At 43.6% G+C, this 15,028-nt stretch carries 18 protein-coding genes; 17 read left to right on the top strand and 1 reads right to left on the bottom strand.

Going from position 1 to position 15,028, the window contains the following annotated elements:
* Positions 1 to 22: 22 nt before the first annotated feature.
* The 11 genes from mnmG (at position 23) to ACSFXN_RS05330 (ending at position 9,434) form a co-directional block, all read left to right on the top strand.
* Positions 23 to 1,912: a tRNA uridine-5-carboxymethylaminomethyl(34) synthesis enzyme MnmG gene (mnmG, locus tag ACSFXN_RS05380; protein ID WP_437149130.1), complete on the top strand. Its 1,890-nt coding sequence runs from the start codon at positions 23 to 25 to the stop codon at positions 1,910 to 1,912.
* Between the two features lie 207 nt (positions 1,913 to 2,119).
* Positions 2,120 to 2,833: a 16S rRNA (guanine(527)-N(7))-methyltransferase RsmG gene (rsmG, locus tag ACSFXN_RS05375; RefSeq protein ID WP_437149129.1), complete on the top strand. Its 714-nt coding sequence runs from the start codon at positions 2,120 to 2,122 to the stop codon at positions 2,831 to 2,833.
* Positions 2,834 to 2,941: 108 nt separating this feature from the next.
* Positions 2,942 to 3,808, top strand: coding sequence for a nucleoid occlusion protein (noc, locus tag ACSFXN_RS05370; RefSeq protein ID WP_437149128.1), 867 nt, complete (start codon positions 2,942 to 2,944; stop codon positions 3,806 to 3,808).
* 171 nt (positions 3,809 to 3,979) lie between these two features.
* A complete protein-coding gene (locus tag ACSFXN_RS05365) occupies positions 3,980 to 4,741 on the top strand; it encodes a ParA family protein (protein WP_300990852.1) in 762 nt (253 codons plus the stop codon).
* Entirely contained in the window at positions 4,734 to 5,567 is an 834-nt protein-coding gene (locus ACSFXN_RS05360; protein ID WP_300990851.1) for a ParB/RepB/Spo0J family partition protein, read from the top strand. The genes ACSFXN_RS05365 and ACSFXN_RS05360 overlap by 8 nt, the downstream gene beginning before the upstream one ends.
* A gap of 73 nt (positions 5,568 to 5,640) precedes the next feature.
* The gene (locus ACSFXN_RS05355) at positions 5,641 to 6,357 is read left to right on the top strand and encodes a DUF554 domain-containing protein (RefSeq protein WP_300990850.1); all 717 of its coding nucleotides are present in this window, start codon (positions 5,641 to 5,643) and stop codon (positions 6,355 to 6,357) included.
* Positions 6,358 to 6,451: 94 nt separating this feature from the next.
* Complete coding sequence (locus ACSFXN_RS05350) at positions 6,452 to 7,288, top strand: mechanosensitive ion channel family protein (protein ID WP_300993544.1); 837 nt, start codon at positions 6,452 to 6,454, stop codon at positions 7,286 to 7,288.
* Positions 7,289 to 7,304: 16 nt separating this feature from the next.
* The gene (locus ACSFXN_RS05345) at positions 7,305 to 7,505 is read left to right on the top strand and encodes a DUF951 domain-containing protein (RefSeq protein WP_300990849.1); all 201 of its coding nucleotides are present in this window, start codon (positions 7,305 to 7,307) and stop codon (positions 7,503 to 7,505) included.
* 156 nt (positions 7,506 to 7,661) lie between these two features.
* Entirely contained in the window at positions 7,662 to 8,762 is a 1,101-nt protein-coding gene (gene ychF, locus ACSFXN_RS05340; RefSeq protein ID WP_437149169.1) for a redox-regulated ATPase YchF, read from the top strand.
* A gap of 50 nt (positions 8,763 to 8,812) precedes the next feature.
* Positions 8,813 to 8,980, top strand: a complete 168-nt coding sequence (locus ACSFXN_RS05335; protein ID WP_437149127.1) for a hypothetical protein — start codon at positions 8,813 to 8,815, stop codon at positions 8,978 to 8,980.
* Between the two features lie 76 nt (positions 8,981 to 9,056).
* Positions 9,057 to 9,434: a gamma-glutamylcyclotransferase family protein gene (locus ACSFXN_RS05330; protein ID WP_437149126.1), complete on the top strand. Its 378-nt coding sequence runs from the start codon at positions 9,057 to 9,059 to the stop codon at positions 9,432 to 9,434.
* Positions 9,435 to 9,464: 30 nt separating this feature from the next.
* Here the strand turns inward: ACSFXN_RS05330 and ACSFXN_RS05325 are convergent, their stop codons facing one another.
* Positions 9,465 to 10,025 (bottom strand): DUF3267 domain-containing protein, encoded by a 561-nt coding sequence (locus ACSFXN_RS05325; protein ID WP_437149125.1) that lies wholly within the window; start codon positions 10,023 to 10,025, stop codon positions 9,465 to 9,467.
* A gap of 174 nt (positions 10,026 to 10,199) precedes the next feature.
* On the opposite strand from ACSFXN_RS05325, the gene rpsF reads away from it, so the two are divergent.
* The 6 genes from rpsF to rplI all read left to right on the top strand — a co-directional run bounded on the left by rpsF (position 10,200) and on the right by rplI (position 15,023).
* Entirely contained in the window at positions 10,200 to 10,487 is a 288-nt protein-coding gene (rpsF, locus tag ACSFXN_RS05320) for a 30S ribosomal protein S6 (RefSeq protein WP_106533339.1), read from the top strand.
* A gap of 51 nt (positions 10,488 to 10,538) precedes the next feature.
* The gene (gene ssb / locus ACSFXN_RS05315; RefSeq protein ID WP_300990845.1) at positions 10,539 to 11,024 is read left to right on the top strand and encodes a single-stranded DNA-binding protein; all 486 of its coding nucleotides are present in this window, start codon (positions 10,539 to 10,541) and stop codon (positions 11,022 to 11,024) included.
* A gap of 56 nt (positions 11,025 to 11,080) precedes the next feature.
* Positions 11,081 to 11,317 carry a 30S ribosomal protein S18 gene (rpsR, locus tag ACSFXN_RS05310; protein ID WP_300990844.1) on the top strand — a complete coding sequence of 79 codons (237 nt, stop codon included), beginning with the start codon at positions 11,081 to 11,083 and terminating at the stop codon, positions 11,315 to 11,317.
* Positions 11,318 to 11,635: 318 nt separating this feature from the next.
* Entirely contained in the window at positions 11,636 to 12,586 is a 951-nt protein-coding gene (locus ACSFXN_RS05305; RefSeq protein ID WP_437149124.1) for a YybS family protein, read from the top strand.
* 14 nt (positions 12,587 to 12,600) lie between these two features.
* Positions 12,601 to 14,577 carry a DHH family phosphoesterase gene (locus ACSFXN_RS05300; RefSeq protein WP_437149123.1) on the top strand — a complete coding sequence of 659 codons (1,977 nt, stop codon included), beginning with the start codon at positions 12,601 to 12,603 and terminating at the stop codon, positions 14,575 to 14,577.
* Positions 14,574 to 15,023 carry a 50S ribosomal protein L9 gene (gene rplI / locus ACSFXN_RS05295; RefSeq protein ID WP_300990841.1) on the top strand — a complete coding sequence of 150 codons (450 nt, stop codon included), beginning with the start codon at positions 14,574 to 14,576 and terminating at the stop codon, positions 15,021 to 15,023. Before ACSFXN_RS05300 ends, rplI begins: the two co-directional genes overlap by 4 nt.
* Positions 15,024 to 15,028 lie beyond the last annotated feature (5 nt).

Genomic DNA, 15,028 nt, shown 5'->3' with positions numbered 1-15,028 from the left:
AATTTGAAGGGAATGAACGAACATGCCACAATATGAAGCAGGCACGTTCGATGTCATCGTAGTAGGGGCTGGACACGCAGGAGCAGAAGCTGCTCTTGCCTCAGCTCGCATGGGCGCTAAGACGCTTGTGTTGACGATGAATCTGGATATGATCGCGTTTATGCCATGCAACCCGTCAATCGGCGGACCAGCAAAAGGCATTGTTGTACGTGAAATTGATGCACTTGGCGGTGCCATGGGACGCGTTATCGATAAAACACACATTCAAATGAGAATGTTGAATACAGCTAAAGGGCCGGCTGTCCGCGCACTTCGCGCACAAGCCGACAAAGTGCTTTACCAGCAGGAAATGAAGCGCCTGATGGAAGAAGAGCAGAATTTAACGCTTCACCAGGGAATTGCAGAAAAATTAATTGTTGAAGACGGCAAAGTAACCGGATTAATCACTCAAGTAGGGGGCATTTACCGGGCAAAATCAGTAGTCATTACGACCGGCACTTTTCTGCGCGGTGAAATCATTATCGGAGACCTGCGCTATTCAAGCGGTCCAAACAACCAGCAGCCATCAATTAAACTGGCAGAAAACCTGGAAGAACTCGGCTTTGAAACAGTTCGTTTCAAAACGGGGACGCCGCCCCGCGTCAACAGCAATTCAATCGATTACAGTAAAACAGAAATCCAGCCGGGCGACGAAGAGCCGCGCGCCTTCAGCTACGAAACGACTGAGTTCATTACAGATCAACTGCCTTGCTGGCTGACTTATACGAATGAAAAAACACATCAAATCATTGACGAAAATCTTCATTTGTCGCCAATGTACTCAGGGATGATCAAAGGAACCGGACCAAGATACTGCCCATCGATTGAAGATAAAGTGGTGCGTTTCAACGATAAGCCGCGTCATCAGATTTTCTTGGAACCAGAAGGTCGTAATACGCGTGAGGTTTACGTACAAGGGCTTTCAACCAGTTTGCCTGAACATGTCCAAAGAAAACTGCTGGAATCGATCCCAGGGCTTGAGAAAGCCGAAATGATGCGTTCTGGATATGCCATCGAGTATGATGCAATCGTTCCGACGCAATTATGGCCAACTTTGGAATCAAAACAAATTGAGAATTTATACACAGCAGGCCAGATCAACGGAACTTCAGGATACGAGGAAGCGGCAGGACAAGGCCTGATGGCAGGCATTAACGCCGCTGCTAAAGTGCTTGGGAAAGAAGAAGTGATTTTGAGCCGTTCCGATGCTTACATCGGCGTTTTAATTGACGATTTGGTGACAAAAGGAACAAGCGAACCGTATCGTTTACTGACGTCTCGTGCGGAATACCGTTTATTGCTGCGCCACGACAATGCGGATATGCGATTAACGGAATTAGGCCATAAACTTGGCATGATTTCTGACGAACGTTATGCGAAATTCCAAGCGAAAAAAGAACGGATTGAAGATGAAATCAAACGGTTGAGAGGCATTATGATTAAACCGAATGAGATGACGCAGCAATTGATCAGAGATGCAGGAGGCAGTGAATTGAAAGATGGCATTCGCGGAGCAGATTTACTCAAACGCCCGGAAATGTCATACGACATGATTGCCCAGCTGATAGCTTCTGAAATTGACTTGGAAGCTGAAGTGAAAGAACAAGTCGAAATTCATATCAAATATGAGGGCTATATCGAAAAATCACTTCAGCAAGTGGCCAAACTGAAAAAAATGGAAGACAAAAAAATACCTGAAAACATTGATTATCATTCAATTTCAGGCATAGCGACTGAAGCTCGGGGTAAATTGTCCGAAGTTCGCCCACTTTCCATTGCACAGGCTTCCCGAATTTCAGGGGTGAATCCTGCTGACATTTCGATTCTTTTGGTGTATATTGAACAAGGTAGAATCGCAAAAGTATCTGTTTAAACAAGAAAAGTGCAGGCGCCTGTATAGATTCGCCAGGTTTAAGGCGCCGAAGCTGGACACATAAAAGCACAACATCTGCTCAAGTAAGGAGCAGGACGATAAAGCTGGACAAACAATAAATGGGCTGGCATAGACCAGCCCATTTTTACATAGTAGAACCGGACGGAATTTTAACACATAGAAGACAACAAGAGGGGGAAGAAACAAGTGAACGAACAACAATTCAAAGATGCCCTCAGTGAAAAAGGAATCGAGCTGTCAGAACTTCAAATGGACCAATTCCAGATTTACTTTAAAGAGCTGGTCGAATGGAACGAAAAGATGAACTTAACAGCGATTACGGATCAGCCGTCTGTCTACCTGAAACACTTTTTTGATTCCATTTCAGCGGCTTTTTACCTAGATTTTACGAAACCGTTAAAAGTCTGTGATGTGGGGGCCGGAGCCGGATTTCCCAGCATTCCATTAAAAATATGTTTTCCGCATATTGAAGTAACGATTGTGGATTCGTTAAATAAGCGCATCCAATTCCTTACACATTTAAGCGATAAGCTGAATTTATCAAACGTTCAGTTCATTCACTCGCGGGCAGAAGATTTTGGTCAATCAAAGCATCGCGAAAGCTATGACTTGGTAACGGCAAGAGCAGTGGCAAGGCTTTCTGTATTGGCGGAATTATGCGTGCCTCTCGTTAAAAATGGCGGAATATTTGCAGCCATGAAAGCAGCATCAGCTCCCGATGAATTGAAAGATGCAGAAAAAGCTTTGTTGAAGCTGGGAGTGAAAGAAGAAAGCATTCATTCGTTTAAATTGCCAATTGAAGAAAGTGATCGGTACATTCAAGTGTTCCGGAAGTTTAAAGAGACCCCTAAAAAATACCCTCGTAAACCCGGTATCCCGAATAAATCACCAATAACTTGAAATGTGAAAGTATCAGTTAATGTTTCACGTGGAACACTGGCATAAAGAAAAAGGTTCAACGATTAACAAACAGTAAACAAGTGAGCTTTTAAAAGGTGGTGCTTGAGGATGAAAAGTCCTTTTTCCCGGTTCTTCGGAGGCGAAGACAAAGCAGATGAACCAGAACAACCAGTAGAGGCAACAAACAAGCTTTCAGAAGAAGTAGTTAAGTTGCCAATTGATAAAATAAGCGCAAATAAATTCCAGCCTCGTACGGTGTTCGATGAAGAGAAAATCGAAGAACTGGCCCGTACGATTCATATGCATGGGGTTATTCAACCGATTGTTGTAAGAACGTCGGATGAAGAGGGCAATTACGAAATCATTGCAGGTGAACGGCGTTTTCGGGCAATGTCTTCTTTAGGATGGCAAGAAGTTCCGGCAATCGTCCGTCAGCTTAGCGATAAAGAAACCGCATCGATCGCATTGATTGAAAATCTGCAGCGTGAAGAACTGACTTCGATTGAAGAAGCGAATGCTTATCAAAATTTGCTTGAACTTCAAGGAATCACCCAGGAAGCACTTGCGCAGCGTCTTGGAAAAGGGCAGTCTACTGTTGCCAATAAACTGAGGTTGTTGAAATTGCCGGAAGAATTTCAAACAGCTCTGTTGAACCGGATCATTACGGAACGACATGCCCGAACACTGCTGAAAGTAAAAGATGTTGAAATGCAAAAAAAGCTTTTTGATGAAACAGTAGAACAAGGCCTTAATGTAAAACAGCTGGAGTTGAAAGTTGAAAAACTTTTGTCTGCTGAACCCAAAAAAGCAAAACCGAGAAGAAAAGCGATAAGCCGGGATATCAGAATCGCGATGAATACGATTAAAGAGTCCTTGAGTATGGTAACAAAAAGCGGAATTGATTTGTCGACTGAAGAAGAAGAACACGAAGAGTATTATCAAATTACCGTTAAAATACCGAAGAAAAAATCATAAAAAAGCTCTTTCCAATGATGGAAAGAGCTTTTTTAATAGGAATGTAATCATAAAATATCCATGGTTTTGTTACAATAAGGAAAGAAACTATTATTATTTTTGTTTTTATAATGGAATTAGTTATACTAGAGCAGTAAAATGAGAGAAGTATGAAAGAAAGTTGGTGCAAGTGTGGGTAGAATTATTGCGATCGCCAATCAAAAAGGCGGCGTAGGAAAAACAACGTCTTCAGTGAACTTGAGTGCCTGCCTTGCTTACTTAGGCCAAAAAGTTCTATTAATAGATATCGACCCTCAAGGAAATGCGACCAGCGGAGTTGGGGTCAATAAAGGTGAAGTCGACCAATGCATTTACGAAGTGTTGATCGATGACGTCGATATAAAAGATACCATTAAGGAAACAAAAGTAGAGAATCTGCATGTTGTGCCTGCCACCATCTCACTTGCAGGGGCAGAAATCGAACTTGTTTCGACTATTTCAAGAGAAGTGCGCTTAAAGCATGCACTTCAAGAAGTAAAAGAAATGTACGATTACATTATTATTGATTGTCCTCCTTCGCTTGGTTTGCTGACAATCAATTCATTGACGGCCTCAGATGCTATTATTATTCCAGTACAATGTGAATACTATGCGTTAGAAGGGCTGAGCCAGTTATTAAGCACGATTCGCCTTGTGCAAAAGCATTTAAACCACGACCTAATGATTGATGGAGTGTTGTTGACGATGCTTGATGCGCGGACGAATCTCGGCATCCAAGTGATTGAAGAAGTGAAAAAGTATTTTCAAGATAAAGTTTATCGGACCATTATTCCACGGAATGTACGATTAAGCGAAGCACCGAGCCACGGGGAACCTATCATTATTTATGATCCGAAATCCCGAGGCGCAGAAGTGTATTTAGAATTGGCAAGGGAAGTGATTCGTAATGGCTAAAGGATTAGGAAAAGGAATTAATGCATTGTTCCCTGGCGAATCATTAAGCGAAACAGAAACAATCAACCAGATCAGCATCGGTGAAATTCGCACTAACCCTTATCAACCGCGAAAAGTATTTGACGAAATAGCTTTGCAGGAGTTGTCAGACTCCATTAAAGAACATGGCATCTTACAGCCGGTTGTCTTGCGAAAATCAGGAAAGTATTTTGAACTGGTAGTGGGAGAAAGACGTTTCCGTGCTGCGAAACTGGCGAAATTAAAAGAAGTGCCGGCAATTGTCAAAGAGCTGACTGATCAGCAAATGATGGAACTGGCAATTTTGGAGAACCTCCAGCGCGAAGATTTAACACCTATTGAAGAAGCAGAAGCTTACCAGAAATTGATGGAAGCATTAAATTTAACGCAAGAGCAATTGGCGTTCCGATTGGGTAAGAGCCGGCCGCATATCGCTAACCACATCCGCTTACTGGCATTGCCTGAAAATGTGCGGCAAATGATTTCCGACAAACAGCTGACGATGGGGCATGGCCGTACATTGCTCGGACTACGGCAGAAAAAACTGATACCGGATATCGCAGAAAAAGTCGTGAAAGAGAATTTAAACGTCCGCCAACTGGAAAATTTAGTCCAGCGATTAAATGATGATGTTCCACGTGAAACAATTGAAAAGAAAAAAGATTTATTCATAGAAGAAAAGCAATCGGAACTGAGAGACCGTTTTGGAACAAATGTCCAAATCAAGAAAAGCAAAAACAAAGGGAAAATCGAAATTGAATTTTTCTCTGAAGAGGATTTGGAACGCATACTCGAACTTTTAAATTAATCCGTACCTATTCCCATAAGTCGGGGGAATAGGTTCTGTTTTGTAAAAGGAGAGCGGAAGGGGAAGTAGAAAGATGGTTCTCTTAGGAACGTTGATTAACGCTGTTTTGATTGTAGCAGGGACATTTATTGGTAGAGCGCTCCGAAACATTCCTGAAAAAATGAAAGAAACCGTAATGTATGCCATCGGACTTGCAGTAGTGGTTCTTGGACTGCAAATGGGCTTCGAAAGCCAAAATTTTGTCGTCGTCATTATCAGTTTGGTACTTGGTGCAGTTATTGGGGAATGGATGAATTTAGATGATAAGTTGAATAACTTCGGTCATTGGATGGAAGATATGCTGGGTGCGAAAAAAGAAAGCAAGGGCAGCCTTGCCCAAGGTTTTGTAACAGCAACGCTTATTTTTATTATGGGTGCCATGGGGATTATTGGGGCTTTGGAGAGTGGCTTGAGCAATGAGCACGGCGTATTGATTTCAAAAGGATTGATTGATGGTTTTACATCAATTATTTTGGCTTCAACATTAGGAATAGGCGTCATGCTTGCAGCGATTCCCGTGTTCGTTTATCAAGGATTAATCGCGTTGTTCGCGACTCAAATCAGTTTGATCATTCCTGATGCAGCTTTGGATATGTTTATTACGGAAATGACTGCAACAGGCGGCGTTATGATTGTCGCCATCGGTTTGAATATGATTGGCCTTACTAAAATAAGAGTAGCGAATTTATTGCCGGGAGTATTGGTCGTTGGATTAATTGTTACGGTAATCTATAAGATGAATTTAGGTTAACCGGAGGTAGGAAGGTGTTAAAGTGACTACAGATACAGTAGCAAATGCAGAACAAGCTGTGGAACAAGGGAAGAAGTTTCTCCTGGATCAAGAAATGTGGCTCAATATCGGTTTTGTCGGTTTAAAAGTGATGTTGATCATTGTAATGTCGGGAATTATTGTAAGGGTCGCAAAAATGTTGATTCGCAAAACATTTGCGGTACGCATAAAAGGTCCTTTGAAATACAACGAGCGGCGGCAACAGACGATGTCCAAATTGCTGGAGAACATTGTGTCGTATGCAGTCTATTTTATGGCGATTATCGCGGTATTGTCAGCCTTCACAATTGATATCACCGGGTTAATTGCTGGGGCCGGGGTTCTTGGCCTTGCCATTGGTTTCGGGGCTCAGAACTTGGTGCGTGATGTAATCACCGGATTCTTCATCATTTTTGAAGATCAGTTTTCAGTGGGAGATTACGTCCGGATTGGCCAAGCTGAAGGTACGGTTGAAGAAATTGGCTTGCGCACCACGAAAGTAAAAGGGTTTACAGGAGAATTATTTATTTTCCCGAACGGCAACGTGACGGATGTCGTCAATTTCTCTATTCATAACTCGATTGCAGTAGTGGATGTCAATATTTCTTATGAATCGGATATTGCACGAGTGGAAGGGCTAATCCAGGAGTTTCTAGTGGATCTTCCTGAAAAATACGAGCAGATTATAAAACCTCCTGAATTATTAGGGGTGCAAAACATCACCACAACAGAAATAATCATGCGAATTACAGCAGAAACCTTGCCGATGCAGCATTTTGCGGTTTCCCGCGGTATCCGCCGGGATTTGAAAGACTATTTGGACAAAAAAGGCGTGGAAATTCCTTACCCGCGGATGGTCATGGTGCAGCGGTCGCCTGAAGACTCCAATCCGTCGGTCATTGCTAAAAAGTAACGAAGGAGACAGGGCGATGGAAAAGAAAGAGTATGGACTGAATGATATCGTGGAAATGAAAAAAGGGCATCCTTGCGGAGCAAATGCCTGGAAAATTATCCGCATGGGCGCTGACATCCGAATCAAATGCGAAGGCTGCCAACACAGTGTCATGATTCCGCGCGTCGAATTCAATAAGAAAATTAAAAAAGTTTTAGTAAAAGCCGAAGAAGAATAATAGAAAATCTTATATGAGTATAAAGACAATACTTATATAACAATAGTAATGAATTTATAGAAGTTTTGAAAAATGGACAGAACAGTATTTCGTTCCTATAATGGAATGGTTGCAAAAAAATAATTCGTGTTAGACAGAAGAAAGGTTGTGAATCCTTTGGCATTAACTGCAGGGATTGTAGGTTTACCAAACGTGGGGAAATCCACATTATTCAATGCTATTACTAAAGCGGGGGCCGAAGCAGCCAACTACCCGTTCTGTACAATAGATCCAAACGTCGGAATTGTTGAAGTGCCGGATGAGCGCTTAGACAAACTGACTGAGTTGGTGGTACCGAAGAAAACCATACCGACAGCTTTTGAATTTACAGATATCGCCGGCATCGTAAAAGGCGCAAGCAAAGGCGAAGGGCTTGGAAATAAATTCCTTTCTCATATCCGTGAAGTAGACGCTATCGTTCAAGTGGTACGCTGTTTTGCTGATGAAAATGTCACACATGTATCCGGAAAAGTTGACCCGATTTCAGATATTGAAGTCATTAACTTGGAATTGATTCTTGCGGACATGGAAAGCATTGAAAAACGCATTGCCCGCGCTGCCAAATTGGTGAAGCAAAAAGACAAAGATGCGGTTGCTGAAGAGCCGGTATTGATGAAACTTCGTGAGGCATTCGAAGCTGGGGACTTAGCCCGTTCCATCGACTTTACAGAAGACGAACTGCGCATCGCAAAAAACTTGAATTTATTAACGCTTAAGCCGATGCTATACGCAGCAAACGTAGCGGAAGATGAAATTACCGATGCGGACAACAATGAATATGTTCAACAAGTCCGTGACTACGCAGCTCAGCAAAATTCAGAAGTCATCGTCGTTTGTGCGAAGATCGAAGAAGAAATGGCTGAACTGGAAGACGAAGAAAAAGAAATGTTCCTTGAAGAGCTTGGCATCAAAGAATCCGGTTTGGATCAATTGATCAAAGCATCATATAATTTGCTTGGGCTGGCAACGTATTTCACTGCTGGTGTACAGGAAGTGCGCGCTTGGACATTCAAAAAAGGCATGAAAGCTCCTCAATGTGCCGGTGTTATCCACTCTGACTTTGAACGCGGATTTATTCGTGCCGAAACAGTAGCTTACGAAGACCTGGTAGAAACAGGTTCAATGACGGCTGCAAAAGAAGCAGGAAAAGTTCGTCAAGAAGGAAAAGAATACGTTGTCCAAGACGGAGACGTAATGCTGTTTAGATTTAACGTTTAAAAGCGGAGGTGCCCGTTTAGCCCCGACAAGCGCTGGAGGTCTGGCTGGTAATGGCGATTTTGGCCATTGCCGGACGGACTGAAGCGACCTCGAGGGGCTGGGCGCCGCAGCTGGATACGTCTAAAAGCGAAAACGGCCATTCTCTTTTGACAGGGATAAGAAAGACTTATGCTTATAAAATCTCATTTCCGGAATCAGCCAGTTTGAAAAAGTATTGACCCCTTAGCCATTGGAATAAAATAAAAAATGACCGGATGCTTAGCTGCATTCGGTTTTTGATATAGGAGGATTGAAATGTTGTTATTTGTATATGGAACGTTAAAGCGTGGCGGAAAATATCATGATTATTTAGGTGAAGCAGAGTTGGTCGCAGAGCATGCAGTTGCCAAAGGGGAACTATACGATACTGGGCTTGGCTATCCGGCAATGACTTTATCTGAACAAGGTGAAATTCACGGGGAAGTCTATTACATTCCCAAGGAACTATGGCCGGCAATCGACTATCTGGAAGATTATACAGGCGGTGCAGCTACAGATCTTTTCAACAAAGTGACGATTGAAGTCGAAACTGAAGGAAAAGTATTGCAGAGCGCTGTCTATATCGCGGCATCTGAAAATTTGTTGAAGAGAAAATTGGAAACGGGCAACTGGGATGTGGCAGTAACCGTTTAAAAACCTTGATAAATGTCAAAAAAGCGCTGATTATTGATCGGCGCTTTTTATATTGGGATTTTGTTCATAAATATGGAGGCGAGGAAGTTCCGGGTCATCCAGCACCCAAACGTCGCTGCGTTCTTTCAGCAGTTCCCGGTACATATAAAAATCACCAATGGCGCCGGCTGCGAGCATGGCACCAAGAAGGACTAATACTTGGCTGTCTATCCAAAATCCAATGATGGTCGGGATGACGGCAGTCGTCCAGAAAGGCAGCAGCAGCGCTTTTTTCATGGCGTTAATGCGGATAGCCGTACTGGTCGTCGCATAAGCGATTCCCATTTTTAAATTAATGCCGTATTTCAATGAAGCAATTGTCACTTTGCCAAACAGCACAAAACCGATCAAGTGAAATAATTCGTGGAGCACAATCAGAGCCATATAGCCAAAGATAAACAACAGAACACCATTAAATGAAAAACGGAAAGAAAACGGTTCAGCAAACAGGTGGTAAGCGGCAGCAAAGAGAATCAGAAGCAGCACATTGATCCACAATGCCTTTGGTGCGATTTCTTCTAACTTCAATTCAATGGTATGAGTTGGTTCCATGCAATCACTTCCTTTATTAGCTACATAAATTATAGCTGAACAGGGCATGAAATACAGGGTTGCTGTCCCTTGCCGTTTATGATACAATACATTGATGTGAGTAATATTTTGAATTGCTTGCTCCTTGCCCGCTGGAATCAGCAGGGCCCAAGTCCATAAGGAGGTGACAACACGATGAGAGAGTATGAATTAATGTACATTATTCAGCCTGCAATTGAAGAGGAAGCTAAAAAAGCTCTAGTCGAGCGTTTTAACGACATCCTTACTTCTAACGGTGCTGAAATCATCGAGTCGAAAGAGTGGGGTAAACGTCGTTTAGCTTATGAAATCAACGATTTACGTGAAGGTTTCTACCAAATCGTAAAAGTAAACGCTGGTTCTGAAGCTATCAACGAATACACACGTCTTGCGAACATTAACGAAGACATTATTCGTCATATCGCTGTACGCAAAGACGCGTAAACAGCATATGCATCTGTAAAATACTATTGACTTAAAGGAGGTTGAATTCTGATGATTAACCGAGTTGTTTTAGTCGGAAGACTGACAAAAGATCCAGATCTTCGCTATACCCCAAGCGGTGCGGCAGTTGCCCGTTTTACACTGGCTGTAAACCGGACATTCTCCAATGCGCAAGGTGAGAAAGAAACGGATTTTATCAATTGTACTGTTTGGCGCAAACAAGCTGAAAACACAGCGAACTTCTTGAAAAAAGGAAGCCTGGCTGGCGTTGAAGGCCGCATTCAAACTGGAAGCTACGAAGGGCAGGATGGAAAACGCGTCTATACGACTGAAGTTGTGGCTGACAGCGTCCAATTCCTTGAGCCGAAAAACTCTGGAGCTAATGCTAATGCAGACCGTTCACAAGGCCAACAGCCATCCTATCAGCAGAACCAATCGCCGAGCCCAAGTCAGCAAAATTATACACGTGTAGACCAGGATCCATTCTCAAGCGGCAGCGGCCCGATCGAAGTATCGGATGACGATTTGCCGTTCTAAGACGGACCAGACTCGCGAAGAACGAAAAAATCCAATTAAAAAGGAGGTAATTCGATATGGCACCACGTCGCGGAGGAAAGAAACGTAAAAAGGTTTGTTATTTTACGTCAAACAACATCACGCACATCGACTATAAAGATACTGACCTATTGAAGAAATTTATTTCTGAAAGAGGAAAAATCTTGCCACGTCGTGTTACAGGCACTAGCGCTAAATGGCAACGCAAGTTGACAATCGCTGTCAAACGCTCTCGTATCATGGCACTTCTACCGTTTGTTGCGGAAGAAAGATAAGTAAGAAAAGCGGAAGCGCCCGTGTAGATTCGACGGGCTTAAGACGAACCGGCGAAGTGGCGCTCTTTGCCACACAGCCGGGTTGGCTTATGACCCGAGAATCTGGGCGCTGGAGTCTGGACACAGACATACTTCTTTCAAGCTGAAAGACTATATTTTCTTATATTATGAAAAGAGGCCGGGAAACCGGTCTCTTTTTTGTTGCCATAAATTCGACAAGCAGATTCTTCCGGGTATTCCCTTTTTTTGTTCAGCGACCTTAATCATGTTACAATTACAAGGATGAAATCAACCCGAAAGAAGGGGAAAAACAACAGAATGCCAAATCAACAAACAAAACAAATTACTCATGGGGCCATGATGGCGGCTGTCTTTACGGTACTGCTCGCCCTCTCTGTTTATGTGCCTCTTTTAAATGTTGTAACGACATTATTTTTAGCTTTGCCCATTGCCTGGTACAGTGCTAAATACCACTGGAAGGCTTCGGCGCTTTTTGCAGCAGTGTGCCTGATCTTATCGGTGCTGGTAGGCGGGCTGCTCGCTTTGCCGCTGGCGCTGATCCATATTCCGCTTGGCCTGATGATCGGTTTGTCGATCTATAACCAGAAAACCAAGCTATTCATGTTCATGGGTTCAGGCATTGTCTTGCTGCTGTCGGTGATGCTGCAGTATCTGGCATCCATTTGGCTGTTGGGCATCAATGTCATTGAAGAGATGATGACCGCAATGGAAGCTTCATATAAACAAACTGGCACTTTGCTGGACAGTATTGGCGCTTCCACTGACGAATACAATGAAATGGTCAATCAATTAATGACGACATTTGAAACATTGCTGCCGGCTTTACTGGTGCTGTCGGTTTTCATAATAGTGTGGTTGTTGCTGCTGCTGTTATTGCCGATTTTAAAGCGTCTGGGCATTGAAGTTCCAAAATTTCCGCCTTTTCGGGATATGAAATTGCCGAAAAGTGTATTATGGTACTATTTAATCGTTATACTCGTTTCACTGCTGTCTGATTTGCAGCCTGGTACAATGGCTTATATGATTTTCATCAATGCATCCGTCGTGCTTCAATTCCTGCTTTTCCTGCAAGGTGTTTCTTTTTATCATTTTTACATCAAGCAAGAAGGCTGGCCGACATGGGTGACCGTCATTGTTACCATACTGGCGTTACCATTGCAGTCATTCACGAGCATTGTCGGAATTATCGACCTCGGCTTTGATATCCGGGGATGGGTTAAACGAGCACATGATTTTAAAGGAAAATGAGGAGCTGAAAAGAAATGTCGGCTTTTTTTAGAAAAAGGAAACTTCGAATTCCCCTTCTGGTGCTGCTGTTTTTAGGACTGGCAGCGGCAATTTTGGTCTCGTTGAGGTCAGAGTGGGCAGGCGGAATATTCATCATCCTTTTCGGGGCGGTTTTCATCTATGCCTGGATTACTGAAAAGCGGGTGTACGAAGCAACCGAAAAGCATATAGAAACACTTTCCTACCGCATGAAAAAAGTCGGAGAAGAAGCACTGCTGGAAATGCCTATTGGTATTTTGCTGGTCAATGAAAAATTCGATATTGAATGGGCGAACCCTTACATGACATCAACACTTGAGTATGACACGTTAATCGGAGAATCTCTTTACAGCTTATCGGATGAATTTCATACACTGGTAAAATCGGAAGAAGTACGGGACATGACCATCACGCTGGGCGAACGCAAATACCGCGCTTATTACAAAGCGGATGACCGTTTGTTTTATTTATTCGATATTACCGAGCAAGTTGAAATTGAAACGCTTTATTATGCGGACCGGACGGTTATCGGCATTTTGTTTATCGATAATTACGATGAATTGTCGCAAGGCATGGATGACCAGACGCGAAGCAATTTGAACAGCCTGGTGACTTCATTGATCAATGAATGGGGCTCACATTACGGAATTTTCGTCAAACGGATTTCATCTGACCGCTTCATGGCGGTTTTCAATGAATCGATTTTAAAAGAGCTGGAACTGTCGAAATTCGCTATTCTGGATGATATCCGGGAAGTGACTTCGAAAGACAATTTGGCTTTAACTTTAAGCATTGGTGTCGGCGCTGGTTCAGCGTCGCTTGTCGAGCTTGGCAGCATGGCCCAGTCCGGACTTGATCTGGTACTCGGGCGCGGCGGAGACCAGGTGGCGATCAAGCATCCAAGCGGCAAAGTAAAATTCTACGGCGGCAAAACAAACCCGGTCGAAAAACGGACTCGGGTGCGGGCGCGGGTGATTTCGCATGCATTGCGCGATTTGATCCAGGAAAGCGACCATGTCTTCGTTATGGGCCATAAATTGCCCGACATGGATGCCATCGGGGCAGCGGTCGGCGTGTCCAAAATGGCAGCGATGAACAAAGTCAAAAGCAGCATCGTGCTCGATTTTAATGAATACGACCGCTCAGTCATGCGTTTGATGGAAGAGATCCGCCAAGACGATGACCTGTTTGACCGGTTTATCACACCGGAAGAAGCACTGTCGATGATGACAGATAACTCCCTGCTGGTTGTAGTGGATACCCATAAGCCTTCAATGGTCATTGATGAGCGGGTGCTTCAGCGCATGGAACGCGTTGTATTGATTGACCATCACCGAAGAGGCGAGGAATTCATCACCAATACGATGCTTGTCTACATGGAACCTTATGCATCCTCGACAGCGGAGCTTGTAACGGAATTGATCGAATATCAGCCGAAACATGAAAAACTGTCGATGCTGGAAGCGACCGCCATGCTTGCTGGAATTATCGTCGATACCAAAAGCTTCACATTGCGCACAGGTGCCAGAACATTTGAAGCCGCTTCTTATCTGCGCTCAAACGGAGCGGACACTGTGCTGGTCCAGCGTTTGCTGAAAGAAGATCTCGAGACATACTTAGAGCGGGCAAAAATCGTCCAGACTGTTGAATTCGTGGCAGACGGAATAGCGATCGCAAAAGGCGAGCCGGGACAGATTTACAGCCCGGTATTGATAGCCCAGACTGCTGATATTCTGTTAACAATGAAAGACGTCAATGCGTCGTTCGTGGTTGCAGAGCGTTCAGAAGGCGGCATTGGCATCTCGGCCCGTTCACTCGGCGAAGTAAACGTGCAAATCGTTATGGAAAATCTTGGAGGCGGCGGCCACTTAACAAATGCTGCAACCCAGATGCCCGGCACAACGATTGAAGAAGCGATTGAACAACTAAAAGAAGCGATAACGGAACAGTATGAGGGAGGAAAAATAGAATGAAAGTAATATTCTTAAAAGACGTAAAAGGAAAAGGCAAAAAAGGCGAAGTGAAGAACGTGGCGGATGGCTACGCGCATAACTTTTTGCTGAAAAATAACTTGGCGAAAGAAGCGGATCAAGCGGCTATCAGCCAGCTGGCCGGCCAAAAGAAAAAAGAGGAAAAAGAAGCGGCTCAAGAGCTTGAAGATGCGAAAAAGCTGAAAGAAAAACTTGAAGGCCTGACAATTGAATTGAAAGCGAAGTCTGGTGAAGCCGGCCGTTTATTCGGCTCTATTACAACCAAACAAGTAGCAACAGCACTTGAAAAAGCACATGGCATCAAGCTGGATAAACGCAAAATGGAATTGGATGATGCTATCCGCACTCTTGGCTACACAAACATTCCGGTTAAATTGCACCAGGATGTAACAGCTACGCTTAAAGTCCATGTAACAGAAGAAGCGTAAGCCTA

The sequence above is a fragment of the Planococcus sp. 1R117A genome (genome assembly GCF_051417975.1).
GTDB lineage: Bacteria > Bacillota > Bacilli > Bacillales_A > Planococcaceae > Planococcus > Planococcus shenhongbingii.
This window is presented reverse-complemented; position numbering and strand designations above follow the sequence as displayed.

Excerpts from the sequence above, each read along its gene's own strand:
- rplI (WP_300990841.1), top strand. The coding sequence starts at position 14,574 with ATGAAAGTAATATTCTTAAAAGACGTAAAAGGAAAAGGCAAAAAAGGC.
- ACSFXN_RS05360 (WP_300990851.1), top strand. The coding sequence starts at position 4,734 with ATGGCTAAAGGATTAGGAAAAGGAATTAATGCATTGTTCCCTGGCGAA.
- ACSFXN_RS05335 (WP_437149127.1), top strand. The coding sequence starts at position 8,813 with ATGGCGATTTTGGCCATTGCCGGACGGACTGAAGCGACCTCGAGGGGC.
- ACSFXN_RS05305 (WP_437149124.1), top strand. The coding sequence starts at position 11,636 with ATGCCAAATCAACAAACAAAACAAATTACTCATGGGGCCATGATGGCG.
- ACSFXN_RS05345 (WP_300990849.1), top strand. The coding sequence starts at position 7,305 with ATGGAAAAGAAAGAGTATGGACTGAATGATATCGTGGAAATGAAAAAA.
- noc (WP_437149128.1), top strand. The coding sequence starts at position 2,942 with ATGAAAAGTCCTTTTTCCCGGTTCTTCGGAGGCGAAGACAAAGCAGAT.
- rpsF (WP_106533339.1), top strand. The coding sequence starts at position 10,200 with ATGAGAGAGTATGAATTAATGTACATTATTCAGCCTGCAATTGAAGAG.
- ACSFXN_RS05350 (WP_300993544.1), top strand. The coding sequence starts at position 6,452 with ATGTGGCTCAATATCGGTTTTGTCGGTTTAAAAGTGATGTTGATCATT.
- ACSFXN_RS05325 (WP_437149125.1), bottom strand. The coding sequence starts at position 10,025 with ATGGAACCAACTCATACCATTGAATTGAAGTTAGAAGAAATCGCACCA.
- ACSFXN_RS05300 (WP_437149123.1), top strand. The coding sequence starts at position 12,601 with ATGTCGGCTTTTTTTAGAAAAAGGAAACTTCGAATTCCCCTTCTGGTG.
- ACSFXN_RS05355 (WP_300990850.1), top strand. The coding sequence starts at position 5,641 with ATGGTTCTCTTAGGAACGTTGATTAACGCTGTTTTGATTGTAGCAGGG.
- mnmG (WP_437149130.1), top strand. The coding sequence starts at position 23 with ATGCCACAATATGAAGCAGGCACGTTCGATGTCATCGTAGTAGGGGCT.
- ssb (WP_300990845.1), top strand. The coding sequence starts at position 10,539 with ATGATTAACCGAGTTGTTTTAGTCGGAAGACTGACAAAAGATCCAGAT.
- ACSFXN_RS05330 (WP_437149126.1), top strand. The coding sequence starts at position 9,057 with ATGTTGTTATTTGTATATGGAACGTTAAAGCGTGGCGGAAAATATCAT.
- rpsR (WP_300990844.1), top strand. The coding sequence starts at position 11,081 with ATGGCACCACGTCGCGGAGGAAAGAAACGTAAAAAGGTTTGTTATTTT.